The organism is Thioclava sp. DLFJ4-1 (assembly GCF_002020145.1).
In the GTDB taxonomy this organism is placed as follows: domain Bacteria; phylum Pseudomonadota; class Alphaproteobacteria; order Rhodobacterales; family Rhodobacteraceae; genus Thioclava; species Thioclava sediminum.
This window is the reverse complement of record NZ_MPZT01000003.1, coordinates 364,566-379,701: the sequence shown is the minus strand read 5'-3', so window position 1 is coordinate 379,701 and position 15,136 is coordinate 364,566. Positions and strand designations below refer to the sequence as shown.

Here is a 15,136-nt window from a genome sequence, read left to right as displayed (position 1 = left end):
GGCCGCAAGGTCGGGAATTATCTTTTGTCGCCGTGCCTCATCTAGCCGCTTGCCCCCGCCATTCGCCAAACAAGTACCTCCCGGGCAGATACCGGGGGAAATTCACAGCGATTTCCGCGCCAAACGACATGAACCCACCTCGATCTCACAAACACGGAGATCGACTATGTCATCAGCACCTAAAACCTATCCCATCGTCATGCGCATGCAGGGCATGCGCCCCCGCGATCTTGCCGGTTACGAAAAGCACCGCATGCGTGACGGCGGCGATCTCGGTCAATGCGACAGCAACCGAACACCCCTCAACAGACGTCTCATCGGAACGGACGCTTGGGCGCAAGATGCTTGGGACGAAATCCAGGACATGCGCCACGCGAACCATCTCCTCGAACTCGAGCAGTTGCGCCGCCGGCGGCGGAAGACGGAACTTCGGAATGCCCTCTTTCGCGGTCCGCGCGACCCGTGGCGTTCGACGCGCCATGGTCCGATGCGCGAAATCATTCTGACCGTAAGCAAAAAATGGTTGGACGAAGATCTGACTGAGTTTCTTGGAGAAAGCGGCCCAACCCGCGAGAAGCAGTTCGAGACTCGGGCCAAGGAGTGGCTTTTGGAAAACTTCGGCGACGATTGCGTTCACGCACGCGCCGATCTCGACGAAACAACATACCACATTCACGCGGTGATCGTTCCACGCGCAGTGACGAAGGATGGCCGTCGCATGCTGCAGCCAGCAGTTCATCCGCTGATCCGCAACTACGAGGAAGCGCAAAATAATGTCGGTGCATGGTTCGCAGAGATCGGGCTCCGGCGCGGCAAGCGGCGCAAGCAAGCGCTAAGAGCGGCTCTTGAGCACAACAAGAAAGTTCGTGAAGCGCGTGCCAATGGGGTGGACGACCCTGGTACCGAGATTTCGTTGCCGAAACATCGCGATCACATGAGCCCGCGGAAATGGCGCGAGAGACAAGAATTCAAACTGTCCGCCCGCCACAAGACGGTGAAGCAGGCTGAGGACACCCTCGCTGCCGACAAAGCGACGCTCGCTGAAGAGAAGCAGGCGGTCACGCAGCAGCAACAAGACGCACAGTCCGTGCTCGATATCGCGGCTGCCGTGGCTGAAGGCCGCGTAGATATAGATTCCGACACGGACGAGACGGCGTCACAGGTCGCTCAAGCCGATACACCATCGCCGGTGCGGGCGCTTTTCGGACGCGCTTTGGAGGTTCTCCGACAACGAGCACGCGAAGAAGCACGCGCCGAACTCGATGATGAGTTCACCCAGATCAAGGCGGCGGACGCAGCGCTTCTCGAGATCTCGAAAACGCTGCCCGATAAAGCCCGGCAGCGTCTCGCTCAAGCGCGCAGATCGCTTTCGTTGCCACTGAATGCGCTTCGGCGTCGTTTGACGAGCGACCGGTTCGACAACACCGATCGGGGCCCGGATGAGAAAACATGAAAAAGTTCGCGAATTCGATTTCCGCGCTCAGCGCTATGAACCCACCTCATCATCAGCGGCCAAGAAGCCCCCCGACAGGCGCAGGGCAGACGCCGCAATGACCGCCGCGAAAGGATTAGACCACATGGCACAGAAAAACCGACATCCTGTCATCGACTGGAACCGCATGACCGACCGCCAACGGCAAATGAAAGCCCGCGCGGAAAACCTCACGGCGCAGATCGCTCTTGATCAGCACAGGGAGCACGACCGCGCGAATAAAGCCCTGTTCGCAAGCCTCGAGAGCGTCTTGGCCCAGCTGGCGGGTACGCCCAAGGCAGTTGAATTCTTCCGCCTGTTCAGCGAAACAGCAACGCTCGCCAACGCCAAACGGATCGCAAATCATCCCGACTGCCCGGACGACGTGCGCGACGAGATCGCGCAGCGGATCGAAAAGACAGGCATCACCCCTGGCCACGAAGGCGCAGCACGCGCTGCGCTCGGGAAGTCGGACAACGCCAGCGAAGGTTGACAAGACTTAGATCACGCAAAACGAACAGGAAAAGGGCGCGGTGTATTCCGCGCCCTTTCTCTTTGTCACGGGCTGCGCAACAAGTAGCCAAAGACGGAAACGGGCAAGCTCAAGCGAATACCGCTAGTCAGTTATGGAAAGCCAGGCTATCTCGCTGACAACTATCGGTCGGGCTAGGCCCCCTGCCCGGTTCACCGGAACAGAACCAGCGCCCCGGGCGACCATGCGACGCGGGTGCGGGTGCCGACCTCCAGTACGGGCCGCCCGAAGACGTTGCGCATCGAGATGCGGACCGGCTTTTCGGTCCCGTCGAGGCGCACGTCGTAATAGGTCATGTCGCCGTAATAGACGACCTCGTCGATCGTACCGGGCGCCTCGCGGTCCGAGGCCTGTTGACCTTCGTAAAGAAGCGTTAGGGTTTCCGGCCGGAAGCCCACTGCCGCGCCATCGCCAGCAGGCGCGCTCGAAATCTGGCTCGGCGCGACTTCGAGCCGACCGAGTCCTCCGACCTCGGCCGTGACCGCGTCGCCCGGCCCGTCCGTCACGGAGGCGGGCAGGAAGTTCATCACCCCGATGAAATCGGCCACGCGGCGCGAATTGGGGCGGCCATAGAGCACTTCGGGATCGGCAAGCTGAGCGATCTCGCCCTCGAACATCACCGCGATCCGGTCCGACATGACCAGCGCCTCTTCCTGATCGTGGGTCACGAGAACGAAGGTGATCCCGACCTCGCGCTGCAGCTTGATCAGCTCGACCTGCATCTGCTCGCGGATCTTGCGGTCGAGCGCGGAGAGCGGCTCATCGAGCAGCAAAACCTTAGGCTTAAGGATCAGCGCACGGGCTAGCGCCACGCGCTGGCGCTGCCCGCCCGAGAGCGCATGGGCGGCACGTGCGCCGTAGCCGGAAAGCCCCACCATCTCGAGCGATTCCTCGACCAGCTTGGCCTTCTCCGATTTCGAGCGCGGGTCGCGGCGCAGGCCGAAGCCTACATTCTCTGCCACGCTTAGGTGCGGGAAGATCGCGTAGGACTGGAACACCATATTGGTAGGCCGTTTGTTCGGAGGCACGCCCACCATCGTCTTGCCATCGATCAGCACCGCGCCTTCCGAGATCTCCTCGAACCCCGCGATGGTGCGCAGCAGCGTGGTCTTGCCACAGCCCGACGGACCGAGAAGCGAGAAGAACTCGCCCGCGCGGATCTCGGCGGTGATGCCGCGCAGCGCGTGATAATCGCCGTAATATTTATGAACGTCCTGAAAGGCGATCATCGGTTTATCGGTCACAGGAAACCTCCGGTATCCTTGGCGCCGGTCCGTTTGACCCCGCGCCGACGGAAGAATTCGGCCACGCTCAGAAGCAGGATCGAGGCCGCGACGAGGCAGGTGCCAAGCGCCATGATGACCGGGATCGCCGACGGGAAACGCAGCTGGGAAAAGATGTAGGTGGGCAGCGTGGGCTGGTTGCCCGCGAGGAAGAAGGCCACGATGAACTCGTCGAGCGAGATCGTGAAGGAGATCAGGAAGGCCGAGATGATGCCGGGCATCACCAGTGGCAGAACGATCAGCCGAAAGGTCGACATGCGGGTTTCGCCCAGATCGACCGCCGCCTCTTCCAGCGACTGATCGAGCGTGGCAAAGGCCGTCTGCAGCACCGCGATCGCATAGGGCAGCGAGATGATCACATGGCCCAAAATCACCGTCGCGATCGACAGGTTCACCTTCAGCACTTCGAGCATCACCAAGAGCAGCGACATCCCCATCAGGATATCGGGCAGGACCATCGGCAGCAGGATCAGCCCCATGATCCCGCCCTTGCCCTTGAAGCGGTAGCGCGTCGACGCGCGGGCGGCGAAAATCGCAAGGATCGTGGCGCCGGCGGAAGAGGTCAGAGCGATGATCAGCGAATTCGACAGCGCGTGGCGCAGCGTGTCGTTCTCGGCCATCTTCGCGAACCAGTCGGTCGTGAACCCTTTCAGCGGAAAGGCGATAATCGTGCCGTCATTGAAGGCGAATAGCGGCAACAGGAAGATCGGCGCATAGAGGAAGATCAGGTAAGCGATCGCGTAGATCTTGAGGGACGAGATTTTCATGCGCGGCTCACTTTCCGACCTTCAGGAAACGGCGATTGAGCCACAGGAACACCAGCGACAGCGCAGCGACCACCAGAAGCGAGCTGACCGCGATCGCCGAGCCCATGGGCCGGTTGTCCAGCGGCAGCATCTGCGCCTGAATGAGGTTCGCGACCATCGGCATCTTGCCGCCCCCGATCAATTCGGGCGTGACGTAATCGCCGACCGTCGGAATGAAGACGATCAGGGTCGCGGCCACCACGCCCGGCATCGCCAAGGGCAGCGTCACACGCAGGAAGGTGCGCCAGCGGCTCTCGCCCAAGTCTTGGCCGGCCTCCAGCAGCGAGCGGTCGATCTTCTCGAGACTAACGAAGATCGGCAGGATCGCGAAGGGCGCATAGGCATGGGCCAGCGTCAGCGCGATCGCGCCCACGGAGTTCAGCATCTGCAGCGGGTCCGCAATCAGCCCGTTCGGCCCGATGATCCCGATACTTTCCAGCGTCGAGTTGATCACGCCGTTATAGCCAAGGATCACCTTCCACAGGAACACGCGGATCAGATAGGAGGTCCAGAACGGGATGGTGATCAGGAAGATCCACCGGGCCTTCTGGTTCGGTGCGAGACCGAAGCTCAGATAATAGGCAATCGGGAAGGCCAGCGCGACCGTGATCAGTGTCACCAGCCCCGCCACGAAAAGCGAGCGGACCAGAATCACGCGAAAGATCGGATCGGTCCATGTGGCGATGTAATTCTGTAGGGTGAATTCATGCACCACCGTCAGATAGCCGTCCTGGAAGAAGGAATAGGCGAGGATCGTGACCAGCGGTGCGGCCAGCAAAAGAACGGCATAGAGGAAGGGCGGCGAGATCAACGCATAGCCCTGCGCGGACTCGCTGCGCAGCCAGCTCTCCCCTTTACCCGCCATCCATCTCTCCCGATTTGCACCCGTCTCGGGCGTCGTTGGATGTCACGAAAGCACAAGGGCGCGGGCGTGAAAAGAGGGCAACCGCCCCTACTCGCGTAAGGGCAAGGCAGGTGCCGTAAATTTGTGCAGCGCGCTGCGGCGGCGCTGCGTGAGGCTTCGGCTCTCAGACCGGCAGATCGTCGGGCATCCGCTCCAGCAGCCCCGTCAGCGTGCGCAGCGCCGTGCGGAAACGCTCCTCCGGCACCGAGCCCGCCATCGCGATGCGCACCGCGTTGGGCGCCTGCCCGTCCTGCACGACATATTCGTCGGCCGAGCGCAGCAGCACGCCTTCCATTTCCGCCATGCGCGCGAAGGTGGAGCCGCGCCAACCCATCGGCAGTTTCAGCCAGAGGAAGCTCAGCCCCGGCAGCCAGTTGAAATCCTGACCCGCCAGCGATTGCACCGTCATCTGCAGCCGCCGCCCCATCTCCTCCTGCGCGGCGTAACGCAGGCGCATCGCCTCGCCGCTCTCGAACAGCAGCGCGACCATGTCGGTGATCGGACGCGCGAGACCGAAGAAGCTGTGCTGGGCGGCTAGCCGCCCCACCTCGCCCATGCCCTCGGGCGCGGCCACAATGCCGAAACGCATCCCCGCCGAGATAGTCTTCGACAGGGAGGTGACGTGCCAGCTGCGCTCGGGTGCGATGACGCGGAAGCTCGGCAGGCCGGTGACCGGCGCGGTGTAGCAATCGTCTTCGATGATCTGCAGATCGTGGCGGCGCGCGACCTCGGCCAGCGCTTCACGGCGCGCGGCATCCATCCGCCCCGCCGTCGGGTTCTGCGCATCGGGCGTGATGCAGACGATCTGGCCGCCATGTTTGCGACAGACCGCGTCGAGCGCATCGGGGATCATGCCCTGCGCGTCGATCGCGACCGGATGCACCTCGGCGCGGTTCAGCCGCGCCGCGTGCCGGAAACCGGGATAGGCCAGCTCCTCGATATAGACGCCGGGGCGGTCGCCGCGCAGGCAGGTCTGCATCACGAGGTTGATCCCGTTCTGCCCCCCATGGGTCAGCACGAGATCGTCGGCATTGAGCTCCGACGCGAGCGAGCAATCTTTCGGGAACCAGTCCATCACCGCCTCGCGGCAATACGCGTCGCGGCGCAGGCCGGGATATTGCAGATAGGTCTTGCCGATGTCGCGGGCGGCTTCGGTCATCGCCCATTGTAGCGCTTTTGTCTGGCCGACATCGGGCAATTGTGGCGATCTGAGATTGACCAGATCGTCCGGGGTGGCGTCGATATCCTCTCCCGTATGGCGATAAAGCGGCTCTCGAGGACCGAGTCTCTGCGTTTGTGTCGATACAAAGGTGCCGCGCCCCACCTTGGCCTCCAGCAACCCCTCCTGCGTGGCGATCTGATACCCCCGCGCCACGGTGCCCGGCGTCACTCCCAAAGACCACGCCAAGTCCCTGACTGTAGGCAGTTTTGTGCCCGGCTTGAGATCACCGCGGCGGATGCCTTCGCGCAGCGCGCGGACCAGCGCGAGATATTTCGGGCCGGAGATATGGGCGAGCTCGGGAGACCAGCTTGTATCAGTCACAATATTTCTCTGGTTGCCTAAAAGGAGTCATTGTATCCCTTCTATAGCAACAAAGATCACATTGTATCAATACAGAAAGGCATCGCAATGTTTACCCTGTCGCGGACCCGTCCCGTTCCCGCCCGTCATGGCCGTCTGAGCCTGGTCGCGCGCGTTGCGCGCGTCCTCGAAGCGCGCCGTTCGCGGATGGCGCTGGGGAAACTCGATGACCACCTGCTCGAAGATATCGGAATCAGCCGGGAGATTGCCCGGCAAGAAGGGCGCCGCTTCCTGTGACGCGAACGATCCGGGCAATTCCCCTGACCGGAATCGTCTTTTGGCCGGGCCTCAGCGCCCGGCTCTTTTTTGCCGTTTAGTGGAAGCTCAGTCGCTGGATTGCATCTCGGCCGGTGCGGCCCCCGCATCGCGCCGCGACAGATCGGGGCGCAGCGACAGGAGCTCCGCCCGCTGCGCCGCATCGAAACCTGCCAGCATCGCGGTCTCGGGCCGGAAACTCTCGACCCACAGCCCTTCGCAAAGCAGCATCTCCGGCGCGTCGAGCAGCAGCTGCAGATAGCGCACGCCGCCCTCCGCGTGATCGACCTCCACCCCGTCCAACCCGACAAGCTCCTGTGCCATAACGACATTTCCGCGCAGTGGCGCGAGCAACCGGTGATTGGGCGAGACGCGCAGATTCTGCGCGGGATGCCCCTCGCCAAGCGCGCCCGCGCGAATGCACACCGGGCGCAGCAGCGGATTGAGCGCGAGATCGGTCTCGGTGAAGACGCGCGAGCCGACCCAGCGCAGCGCCTGAACACCGGAGTCCCGGGTCACGAGCCGGGCGTCGGGCCGTAGATCGCCCGCCGGAATACCGCCGGCCTCGGTCGCCACGCGCGTCTCGGGTGTCACGCAGGGAATGGCCGCGCGGAACGCCGCGATCGAGCCGGAAAACACCGTCTCGCCCGCCGCGTCATAGCCGCTGATATGGCCATCCGTTTCGTCATGGCTGTCGAATTCTAGACGCAGCGCCTCGGTGCGCGCCATCGCGGTGCAGCGCAGGCCCTGAGCCGGCGATTGCGCCAAAATCTCCGCGATATCCGTTGCGCGCATGCTCCGCGTCATCCGATCCTCCTGCCTCCCAACAGTCGAGATCCAGAATGACACGATAGCGACAAAACTCTAAGGCGAAAACGTGTTTTACCACTTCTACGTGTGGAGTAGCGGAAACGAAGTGTTCAAGTCGCGGAAACAACACAAAAAGCGCCGCGCCCGGAGACACCCCGGACGCGGTCGCAATTTTCGCTTTGGCGCGGCCCCGATAGGGCGCGCGACTTAGCTCATCAGCAGCACGTTCGCTTCGTGCTTCTTCAGCGTCTTGCGCGCCGCATGATAGGCATCGCGGCCCTTTGCGGTCTGCAGGTCGGGGAAGATCTCGAAGATTTCCTGACGCTGCGAGTTGCCCATGCCGCCCAGCGTCTGATCGCCGGGCTGGAAGCTTTCGGTCCAGGAACCGTTGGCGAGCAGCACTTCGTGACGATCGAACATGAAGTGCAGGTAGCTGGTGCCCAGCGTCTCCACCGTGTCGACGCCCTGATTGGCGACGAGATGCTTGGCCGCGACGAGAACCTCATGCTCTTCGAAATAGAGCGCGGTCTTGTCATTGGCGACGAGCATCCGGTGGTTCGGCGAGACCATCATGTCGCGCTCGGGCAGATCGTTGCCCAGCGAGCCTTTGCGGATCAGCACCGGCTTGAGATGCGGCGCGTGCATCAGACGCTCGCGGCTCATCTCGGCGCGGCCCGCCCAGCGAACGACCTGAATGCCGTTATCGCGGGTCAGAACCTTGTCGCCTTCGCGCAGCGTCTCGGCCGGAACTTCGCCACGCGGCGTCGCGATCAGCGTGCCCGGCGTGAAGCAGGGAATGACATCCTCCATGTTGGAGAATTCGAGCGTGCCGGTGACATTGCCGCTGCCATCGAGGAAGTCGACCGTCCCGGCATAGGTGCTGACACCCGAGACCGGGTCGTAATCGGTGACCGTCGAGTGGACGCGCAGCGGGCCTGCGCCCTGCAGGTCGAGCGTGTCGTAATCGTCGCCGCCCTCGCCACCGTCCAGCGTGTCGCCGATGCCGTCCTCGGACGAGCCGACGATGAACAGGTCGCGATCGTCGCCGCCATAGACGGTGTCGGCATCCGCGCCACCATCGAGCGTATCGTTGCCCTCGCCGCCGTCGAGGCTGTCGGACCCTTCGCCGCCTTCCAGCGTATCCTCGCCCTGCTGACCGTAGAGCACGTCATCGCCCAGACCGCCCATGATGCTGTCATCGCCGGGCTCGCCCGGGTCGTCTTCCACCGGGCAGGTGTCATAGGTCATGTCGGTGATCGAGATCGCCTGATCCGTATCGCCACCGTTCGAGTAGGCGATGGTCAGCTTCGCGGTCGGATCGTTGATCGTAACCTTGACCGAGCCGATCTTGTCGTCCTGATTCAGATAGCCGGTATCCTGATCGCCGCCGGTGATCGTGTAAGTGCCGTCCCCATTGTCGGTGACGGTCTGGTTGCCCTCGGGATCGATCGTGATGTCGACCGGATTGCCATCGGCATCCACCGCCGAAAGCGTCACGATATCAACGTGATCGTCCGAGCTGTCGGAGCGGTCGAGATCGTTGATCCGGAAGCTCAGCCCCTGAACTTCACCGGTATAGTCGCTGTTGTCCGACGAGAAGGTCAGAACGGTCGTCGAAGTCGGCGAGACGCCATCCCCGCAATCGCCGCCCGCACCGTAGAGTTGCAGCGCCGAGCAGCTGTCGAAGTTCTCACCCGCTTCGGTATATTGCGCGGCGGTGGTCAGCGTCGCCTTCGCCCCGGCATCCTGCGACTGGAAGTCGAAATGGACCTTGGTCTCGCCCAGATCGACGGTTTGGTCCTTCACCTCGCCGCAATCGGTCTGGAAATGGCTCCAGTCCACGGTCTCCGAAACCGGATCGGCCGCCGGGCCGCCCGCGGGATCGTTGTCGCCATAAATCGTGTCGTTGCCAGCATCGCCTTCGAGCGTGTCGTTGCCGCCTTCGCCAAAGATCAGGTCGTTGCCATTGCCGCCCTCGACGGAGTCGTCGCCCTGACCGGCATAGACCGTGTCATTGCCGTCGCCCGCGATGATGTAGTCGTCATTCGGCGCGGCCCCTGGCAGGATCGCGTCGTTGTTGTCGACCATGTCGCCTTCGGGATCGCCGGTATATTCGTCATCGATCAGATCGCCGCCGGAGGTACCTTCGACGATGCCGTCGGGCGCGCTCACGTCGATCGTGACGGTCGCGGTGTCGTAGCCGCCCTGCCCGTCATAGATCTGGTAGGTGAAGCTGTCGGTGCCGGAATAGTTGGGATCGGGCGTGTAGGTGATCGTGCCATCGGCATTCACCGTGACCGAGCCATGCGCCGGATCGCTCGCCCAGGTCACCTTGAGCGGATCACTGTCGGGATCGCTGTCATTCGAGAGCACGGCGATCGTCTGCGCGGTGTTGTACTTCACGTTCGCGCTGTCGTTGACAGCGTTCGGATCGGAGTTCTTGTCGCAATCATCGTCGTCGTGATGATAGTAATAATAAGTCATCCCCAACTCTCCTTTACCGTCCGCTTGGCTCCGTGGCCCCGCGCCGTGTCTTCCCTTTGGCGCAAAGCGGCAGCGCCATGACGTGGCCGGACCCGAAGTCCGAACGTGAATGTCGAGAAGAATTGGCCAGCGTCAGCGCGCGCGGGCGCTGCCAGCAAAGTCGCCGCAGATCGCTCCGCGTCTCCTTTGCCCTAAAGGTCGAGGCCGTTATGGATCGGTCCCCTTGGCAGCGCCGGGCGAGCTCTCTTTCGACAACTCTTCTCTTCGGCCACCCCCATGGCCAAAAGCCCCCCAGCAGGGCTTGGCCTCAATTTGCCCTTCTGATCGCCACAAAGAAAAGGGGAATTTGCCGCTTTCTTGCCTCATTTCGGGGGATTGCTTGAAAAACGAGCACCAATAATCCGAATCGCGAAGTGCCTGTTTTCTAACGACGTTTCTATTTTGCAAAAGATCGACCTATCTTTTTGTCGGAAAACTTGCCTAAGTTTTGCCACATTTAAACTAAGGGTTGTGCAGCGATTGTAGAACCTGTCTTAAAAGGCGAAAAACTGTCTTCAATTTAGCGACAATACCTTGATCGATTTGTTTCCCGGAGCGGCCTAAATCGCGACCATATTTCTGCCGCGAATATGCCCCAATTGTCCTCAACATCGCCGCAATCCGGCATCTGATGCCCGTTTGTTCTGAGAACGAAACGAGATTTCTCCGAATCATCTTTTGATAACCACGTTTCACGATGCCGAGTTCTGCCCCAATTTCGCCAGATTTGGACAAAGGGCCCCCGGGCACGGAAAACACCCGCGCAGGACACGGCAAAGCGCACCGGTCGGATCACCGTCGGCGCATGGATCTATCATTTTCGGAAGGTCTGGTGCCCGAGGTCGGATTCGAACCGACACGCATTGCTGCGGCGGATTTTGAATCCGCTGCGTCTACCATTCCGCCACTCGGGCCCAGTTCGAGTCCTCTAGCGCGCAGCCGCGCCCGAGGCAAGTACGCTTAGAGGTTACGCGTTGAAAACGTGTCGCATTGCTTGAGATCGCCGCTCTGATAGCCCCGCTCGAACCAGCGCTGCCGCTGGGCGGAACTGCCATGGGTGAAGCTGTCGGGCATCGGCACCCTGCCCGCCTCGCGCTGCAGCGTATCGTCGCCAATTTGCGCAGCGGCGTTCATCGCCTCGGAGATGTCACCCGGTTCTATCGCGCCAATCTGATCCTCGGCCCGGCGCGCCCAGATCCCCGAGAAGCAATCGGCCTGCAACTCGATCCGAACCGAGAGCGCGTTGGACTGAGCCTCGGAGCTTTGCGCGCGCACTTCATTAATCTTACCGAGAATCCCCAGCTCATCCTGCACATGATGGGCCACCTCATGCGCGACCACATAAGCGGCGGCGAAATCGCCCCGCGCGCCGAGCTGCTGGCTCAGCGTGTCGAAAAACGCGGTGTCGAGATAGACCTTCTGATCGCCCGGACAGTAGAACGGCCCCGTCGCGCCGCTCGCATTGCCGCAGGGCGATTGCGTGACCCCACTATAGAGTACCAGCACCGCCGGATCGTATTGCCGCCCCAGCTCGGTTTCGAACACGCCCTGCCAAACCTCCTCGGTATCGGCCAGCGTCACCGAGACGAAATCGCCCATCGCCTTCTCGCGATCGCTCAGCTCACCCGATTGGGTGACCACCTGCCCCGAGCCGCCCGACCCGCCGTCAAGCAGCGGCGTCAGATCGATCCCGAGGAAATAGGCCACCACAACGATCGCGACGACGCCCAGGCCACCGCCACCCAGACGGATCGCGCCGCCCCCTGCCCTGCGCTGGCCGCGCCGGTCCTCGATATTGCGACTGCCGCGCCGTCCTCGCCATTGCATTCGCGAATGCCTCCCTCGCTTTTATGTGAAGTCTAGCGTGAGGCCGGGAAAAGCAAAGGTGCTACGCGCGTGACTTGACCTTGCGGCCCGCGCGGGAGATGAAGCGAACCGAGCAGCAAGGAAAAGGATGCCGCCATGATCCGCCGCATCTACGACTGGACGATGGCCCGCGCGAGCCACCCGCATGCGATGTGGTATCTCGCCGCTGTCGCCTTCATCGAAGCTTCGGTCTTTCCGATCCCGCCTGACGTGCTGATGATCCCGATGATCCTCGCGCGGCCCTGGGCGGCATGGCGCATCGCGCTGGTGGCGACCCTGTCGTCGGTCGCGGGCGGCTGTCTGGGCTATCTGATCGGCTATGGTTTCATGGATGCGATCGGCAAGCCGGTGCTGGATTTCTACGGCAAGGCCGATGACTTCAACTCGCTCGCCGCCCGGTTCAACGAAATGGGCGGATGGGCCGTGCTCATCGCGGGCGTCACGCCCTTCCCCTATAAGGTGATCACGATCTTCGCCGGCGCCACGAACCTGAGCCCGGTGCTCTTCCTCGGCGTCTCCTTTGTCGCCCGTGCGCTACGCTTCTTCGTGGTCGCGGGGCTCTTGTGGAAATTCGGCGAACCGATCAAAACCTTCATCGAGCGCTGGCTCGGCCCGCTCTTCACCATCTTCGTCATCCTGCTGATCGGCGGGTTCTATCTTCTGAAATATCTCTGAGGCCCCCGATGCAAGACCGCATGCAAACCCTGACCTCCTTCCGCAGCCTCGTGGGCTTCGCCGCCGCGGGCTCCGCCTTCGTGCTCGCCGGGGCCTTCGTCTTTCAGGCGTTCGGCTACGCGCCCTGCCATCTGTGCCTGCTGCAACGCTGGCCGCATCTGGCCGCCGCGATCATCGGGATCGTGATCCTCACCTTCCGCCTGCCCGGCTGGACCGCGCTTCTCGGCATGCTGGCCGCGCTGACCACCTCGGTCATCGGCTTCTATCACTCGGGCGTGGAGCGGAAGATTTTCGAAGGGCCCACCGATTGCACCTCGAGCGCCGTGGACACGACCGTCTCCGCCGCCGATCTGCTCAAGCAAATCAACGACGCCCCGCTGGTGCGCTGCGACGAGATTCCGTGGGACATCTTCGGCATCACCATGGCCAACCTCAACGCGGTCGGCTCGCTCGTGCTGGCAGGCATCTGGCTCTGGGCTTTCCTGAAATCGCGCCGCGCCTGAGCGGGGGCAAAGCCCCTTGCTCCGCCCGGGAAACCGCGCCAAGAACCGCGCATGAGCGAATCCAGACCTGATATTCTGTGCATCGGTTCGGTCCTGTGGGACATCATCGGCCGCGCCTCGGTGCATATGCATGAAGGCTCCGACGTGCCGGGGCGGATCGAACGGCTGCCCGGTGGGGTCGCGATGAATATCGCGATGACCCTGCGCCGCTATGGGCTGAAGCCTGCGGTGCTGACCGCTTTGGGGCGCGACAGTCAGGGCAACGACCTGATCCAATCCGCCGAGGTGCTGGGCGTCGATTGCAACTATCTGTATCGCTCCGACGATCTGCCGACCGACCGCTATATGGCGATCGAAGGCGCGAACGGGCTGATTGCGGCCATCGCGGATGCGCATTCGCTGGAGGCTGCGGGCGAGAAGATCCTCGCACCGCTCGCGGATGGGCGGCTCGGCACGGAAAACGAGCCGTGGACCGGCGCCATCGCGCTCGACGGCAATCTCACCGAGGCGCTTCTCAGCCAGATCGCGCATTCTCCGCTTTTCGCCAAGGCCGATCTGCGCGTGGCCCCCGCCAGCCCCGGCAAGGCGGAACGGCTGACGCCGCTTCTGGCCCATCCGGCGGCGACGCTTTACGTCAATCTCGAAGAGGCGGGCATCCTGTGTCAGGGCAGTTTCGACAGCGCTGAACATGCAGCCGAGACCCTGCTGGAACGCGGAGCTCAACGCGTGCTAGTGACCGATGGCGGCAAGGCGGCCGCCGACGGCAGTGCGGCCGCAGGCAATGTCATCGCCTCGGCCCCGCCCCCCGTCCTCGTGACCCGCGTGACTGGCGCGGGCGATACTTTCATGGCCGCGCATCTCGTGGCCGAACAGCGCGGCGCGGACCGCATGGAGGCGCTCGAGAGCGCCCTGACCGCCGCCGCGCGCTATGTTTCCGGAGAACTCGCCACATGAGCGCCCCCCTCACCTTCGCCGCCGAAGTCGCTAACGCGAAAGCCGAAAACCGTCCCATCGTCGCACTGGAATCGACGATCATCACGCACGGGATGCCCTATCCGCAGAACCTCGAGACCGCGCAGGCGGTCGAGGCCGAGATCCGCAAGGCGGGCGCAGTGCCGGCCACGATCGCGGTGATGGGCGGGAAGATCCATATCGGGCTCGAGCCCGAGGAGCTGGAGGCGCTCGCGCAGACCAAGGACGCGATGAAGGTCAGCCGGGCCGATCTGGCCGTCTGCCTTGCGAAGGGCGCGACGGGCGCCACGACGGTCGCGGCGACCATGATCTGCGCGAACCTCGCGGGCATCGACGTCTTCGCCACCGGCGGGATCGGCGGCGTCCATCGTGGCGCGGAAGACAGTTTCGACATCTCCGCTGACCTTCTGGAACTCGCGCAGACCCCGGTCAGCGTGGTCGCGGCGGGCGCCAAGGCAATCCTCGACCTCCCGAAGACGCTCGAAGTGCTGGAGACTCACGGCGTGCCGGTCATCGCCTATGGGCAAGACGCCTTCCCCGCCTTCTGGTCGCGCAATTCCGGCCTGCCCGCGCCGCTGCGCGCAGACAGCGCAGCCGAGATCGCCAAGTCGCAGCTCGCACGCGCAGCCCTCGGCCTGCCGGGCGGCCAGCTGATCGCGAACCCGATCCCCGCAGAGGCCGAGATCGCCCGCGAGGAAATCGTTCCGGTCATCGAACAGGCGCTGCAAGAGGCCGAGGCGCAGGGCATCGCCGCCAAGGCGGTCACGCCCTTCCTGCTGTCGCGCATTTTCGAGCTGACCGAAGGCCGCTCGCTCGAGGCCAATATCGCCCTCGTTCTGAACAACGCCCGTCTGGCTGCCGCAATCGCGGGCGAAATCATCACAGCGCGGGCCGCCTGATACGCGGCCCATTGCCCATCGTGGCGGCGCTGCCTAGATAGCAGGCAACGCATCG

General features: G+C 63.1%; 14 protein-coding genes and 1 tRNA gene. 7 read left to right on the top strand and 8 right to left on the bottom strand.

Annotated elements, in window-relative coordinates:
• Positions 1 to 166 precede the first annotated feature (166 nt).
• Together BMI85_RS11685 and BMI85_RS11680 are read left to right on the top strand one after the other, a co-directional pair.
• Positions 167 to 1,453, top strand: coding sequence for a plasmid recombination protein (locus tag BMI85_RS11685; protein WP_078601397.1), 1,287 nt, complete (start codon positions 167 to 169; stop codon positions 1,451 to 1,453).
• Positions 1,440 to 1,964: a hypothetical protein gene (locus tag BMI85_RS11680; protein ID WP_143595061.1), complete on the top strand. Its 525-nt coding sequence runs from the start codon at positions 1,440 to 1,442 to the stop codon at positions 1,962 to 1,964. Before BMI85_RS11685 ends, BMI85_RS11680 begins: the two co-directional genes overlap by 14 nt.
• A 191-nt stretch (positions 1,965 to 2,155) precedes the next feature.
• On the opposite strand, the gene BMI85_RS11675 is transcribed toward BMI85_RS11680, so the two are convergent.
• The 4 genes from BMI85_RS11675 to BMI85_RS11660 all read right to left on the bottom strand — a co-directional run bounded on the left by BMI85_RS11675 (position 2,156) and on the right by BMI85_RS11660 (position 6,539).
• The gene (locus tag BMI85_RS11675) at positions 2,156 to 3,232 is read right to left on the bottom strand and encodes an ABC transporter ATP-binding protein (RefSeq protein WP_078601577.1); all 1,077 of its coding nucleotides are present in this window, start codon (positions 3,230 to 3,232) and stop codon (positions 2,156 to 2,158) included.
• Between the two features lie 11 nt (positions 3,233 to 3,243).
• Positions 3,244 to 4,053 carry an ABC transporter permease gene (locus tag BMI85_RS11670; RefSeq protein ID WP_078601395.1) on the bottom strand — a complete coding sequence of 270 codons (810 nt, stop codon included), beginning with the start codon at positions 4,051 to 4,053 and terminating at the stop codon, positions 3,244 to 3,246.
• Between the two features lie 7 nt (positions 4,054 to 4,060).
• Positions 4,061 to 4,957: an ABC transporter permease gene (locus BMI85_RS11665; RefSeq protein WP_078601394.1), complete on the bottom strand. Its 897-nt coding sequence runs from the start codon at positions 4,955 to 4,957 to the stop codon at positions 4,061 to 4,063.
• 163 nt (positions 4,958 to 5,120) lie between these two features.
• Positions 5,121 to 6,539: a PLP-dependent aminotransferase family protein gene (locus BMI85_RS11660; RefSeq protein WP_078601393.1), complete on the bottom strand. Its 1,419-nt coding sequence runs from the start codon at positions 6,537 to 6,539 to the stop codon at positions 5,121 to 5,123.
• An 87-nt stretch (positions 6,540 to 6,626) separates the two neighbouring features.
• Here BMI85_RS11660 and BMI85_RS11655 point away from each other — a divergent pair, with 87 nt between their 5' ends.
• Positions 6,627 to 6,815: a DUF1127 domain-containing protein gene (locus BMI85_RS11655; protein WP_078601392.1), complete on the top strand. Its 189-nt coding sequence runs from the start codon at positions 6,627 to 6,629 to the stop codon at positions 6,813 to 6,815.
• A gap of 87 nt (positions 6,816 to 6,902) precedes the next feature.
• On the opposite strand, the gene BMI85_RS11650 is transcribed toward BMI85_RS11655, so the two are convergent.
• The 4 genes from BMI85_RS11650 to BMI85_RS11635 all read right to left on the bottom strand — a co-directional run bounded on the left by BMI85_RS11650 (position 6,903) and on the right by BMI85_RS11635 (position 11,993).
• Positions 6,903 to 7,640 (bottom strand): Hint domain-containing protein, encoded by a 738-nt coding sequence (locus BMI85_RS11650; RefSeq protein ID WP_078601391.1) that lies wholly within the window; start codon positions 7,638 to 7,640, stop codon positions 6,903 to 6,905.
• Between the two features lie 210 nt (positions 7,641 to 7,850).
• Positions 7,851 to 10,127, bottom strand: coding sequence for a Hint domain-containing protein (locus BMI85_RS11645; RefSeq protein WP_168174781.1), 2,277 nt, complete (start codon positions 10,125 to 10,127; stop codon positions 7,851 to 7,853).
• A gap of 869 nt (positions 10,128 to 10,996) precedes the next feature.
• Positions 10,997 to 11,080 (bottom strand) — tRNA-Leu (locus tag BMI85_RS11640).
• A gap of 46 nt (positions 11,081 to 11,126) precedes the next feature.
• Entirely contained in the window at positions 11,127 to 11,993 is an 867-nt protein-coding gene (locus tag BMI85_RS11635) for a neutral zinc metallopeptidase (RefSeq protein ID WP_078601390.1), read from the bottom strand.
• Positions 11,994 to 12,128: 135 nt separating this feature from the next.
• Between BMI85_RS11635 and BMI85_RS11630 the strand changes: the two genes are divergently transcribed.
• The 4 genes from BMI85_RS11630 to BMI85_RS11615 are packed head-to-tail and all read left to right on the top strand — an operon-like array spanning position 12,129 to position 15,081.
• Positions 12,129 to 12,707, top strand: coding sequence for a YqaA family protein (locus BMI85_RS11630; RefSeq protein WP_078520707.1), 579 nt, complete (start codon positions 12,129 to 12,131; stop codon positions 12,705 to 12,707).
• A 20-nt stretch (positions 12,708 to 12,727) separates the two neighbouring features.
• The gene (locus tag BMI85_RS11625; RefSeq protein WP_078550709.1) at positions 12,728 to 13,210 is read left to right on the top strand and encodes a disulfide bond formation protein B; all 483 of its coding nucleotides are present in this window, start codon (positions 12,728 to 12,730) and stop codon (positions 13,208 to 13,210) included.
• 51 nt (positions 13,211 to 13,261) lie between these two features.
• Positions 13,262 to 14,164, top strand: a complete 903-nt coding sequence (locus BMI85_RS11620) for a PfkB family carbohydrate kinase (protein WP_078520708.1) — start codon at positions 13,262 to 13,264, stop codon at positions 14,162 to 14,164.
• Positions 14,161 to 15,081, top strand: coding sequence for a pseudouridine-5'-phosphate glycosidase (locus BMI85_RS11615; RefSeq protein WP_078550315.1), 921 nt, complete (start codon positions 14,161 to 14,163; stop codon positions 15,079 to 15,081). Before BMI85_RS11620 ends, BMI85_RS11615 begins: the two co-directional genes overlap by 4 nt.
• The last annotated feature ends 55 nt before the right edge of the window (positions 15,082 to 15,136 follow it).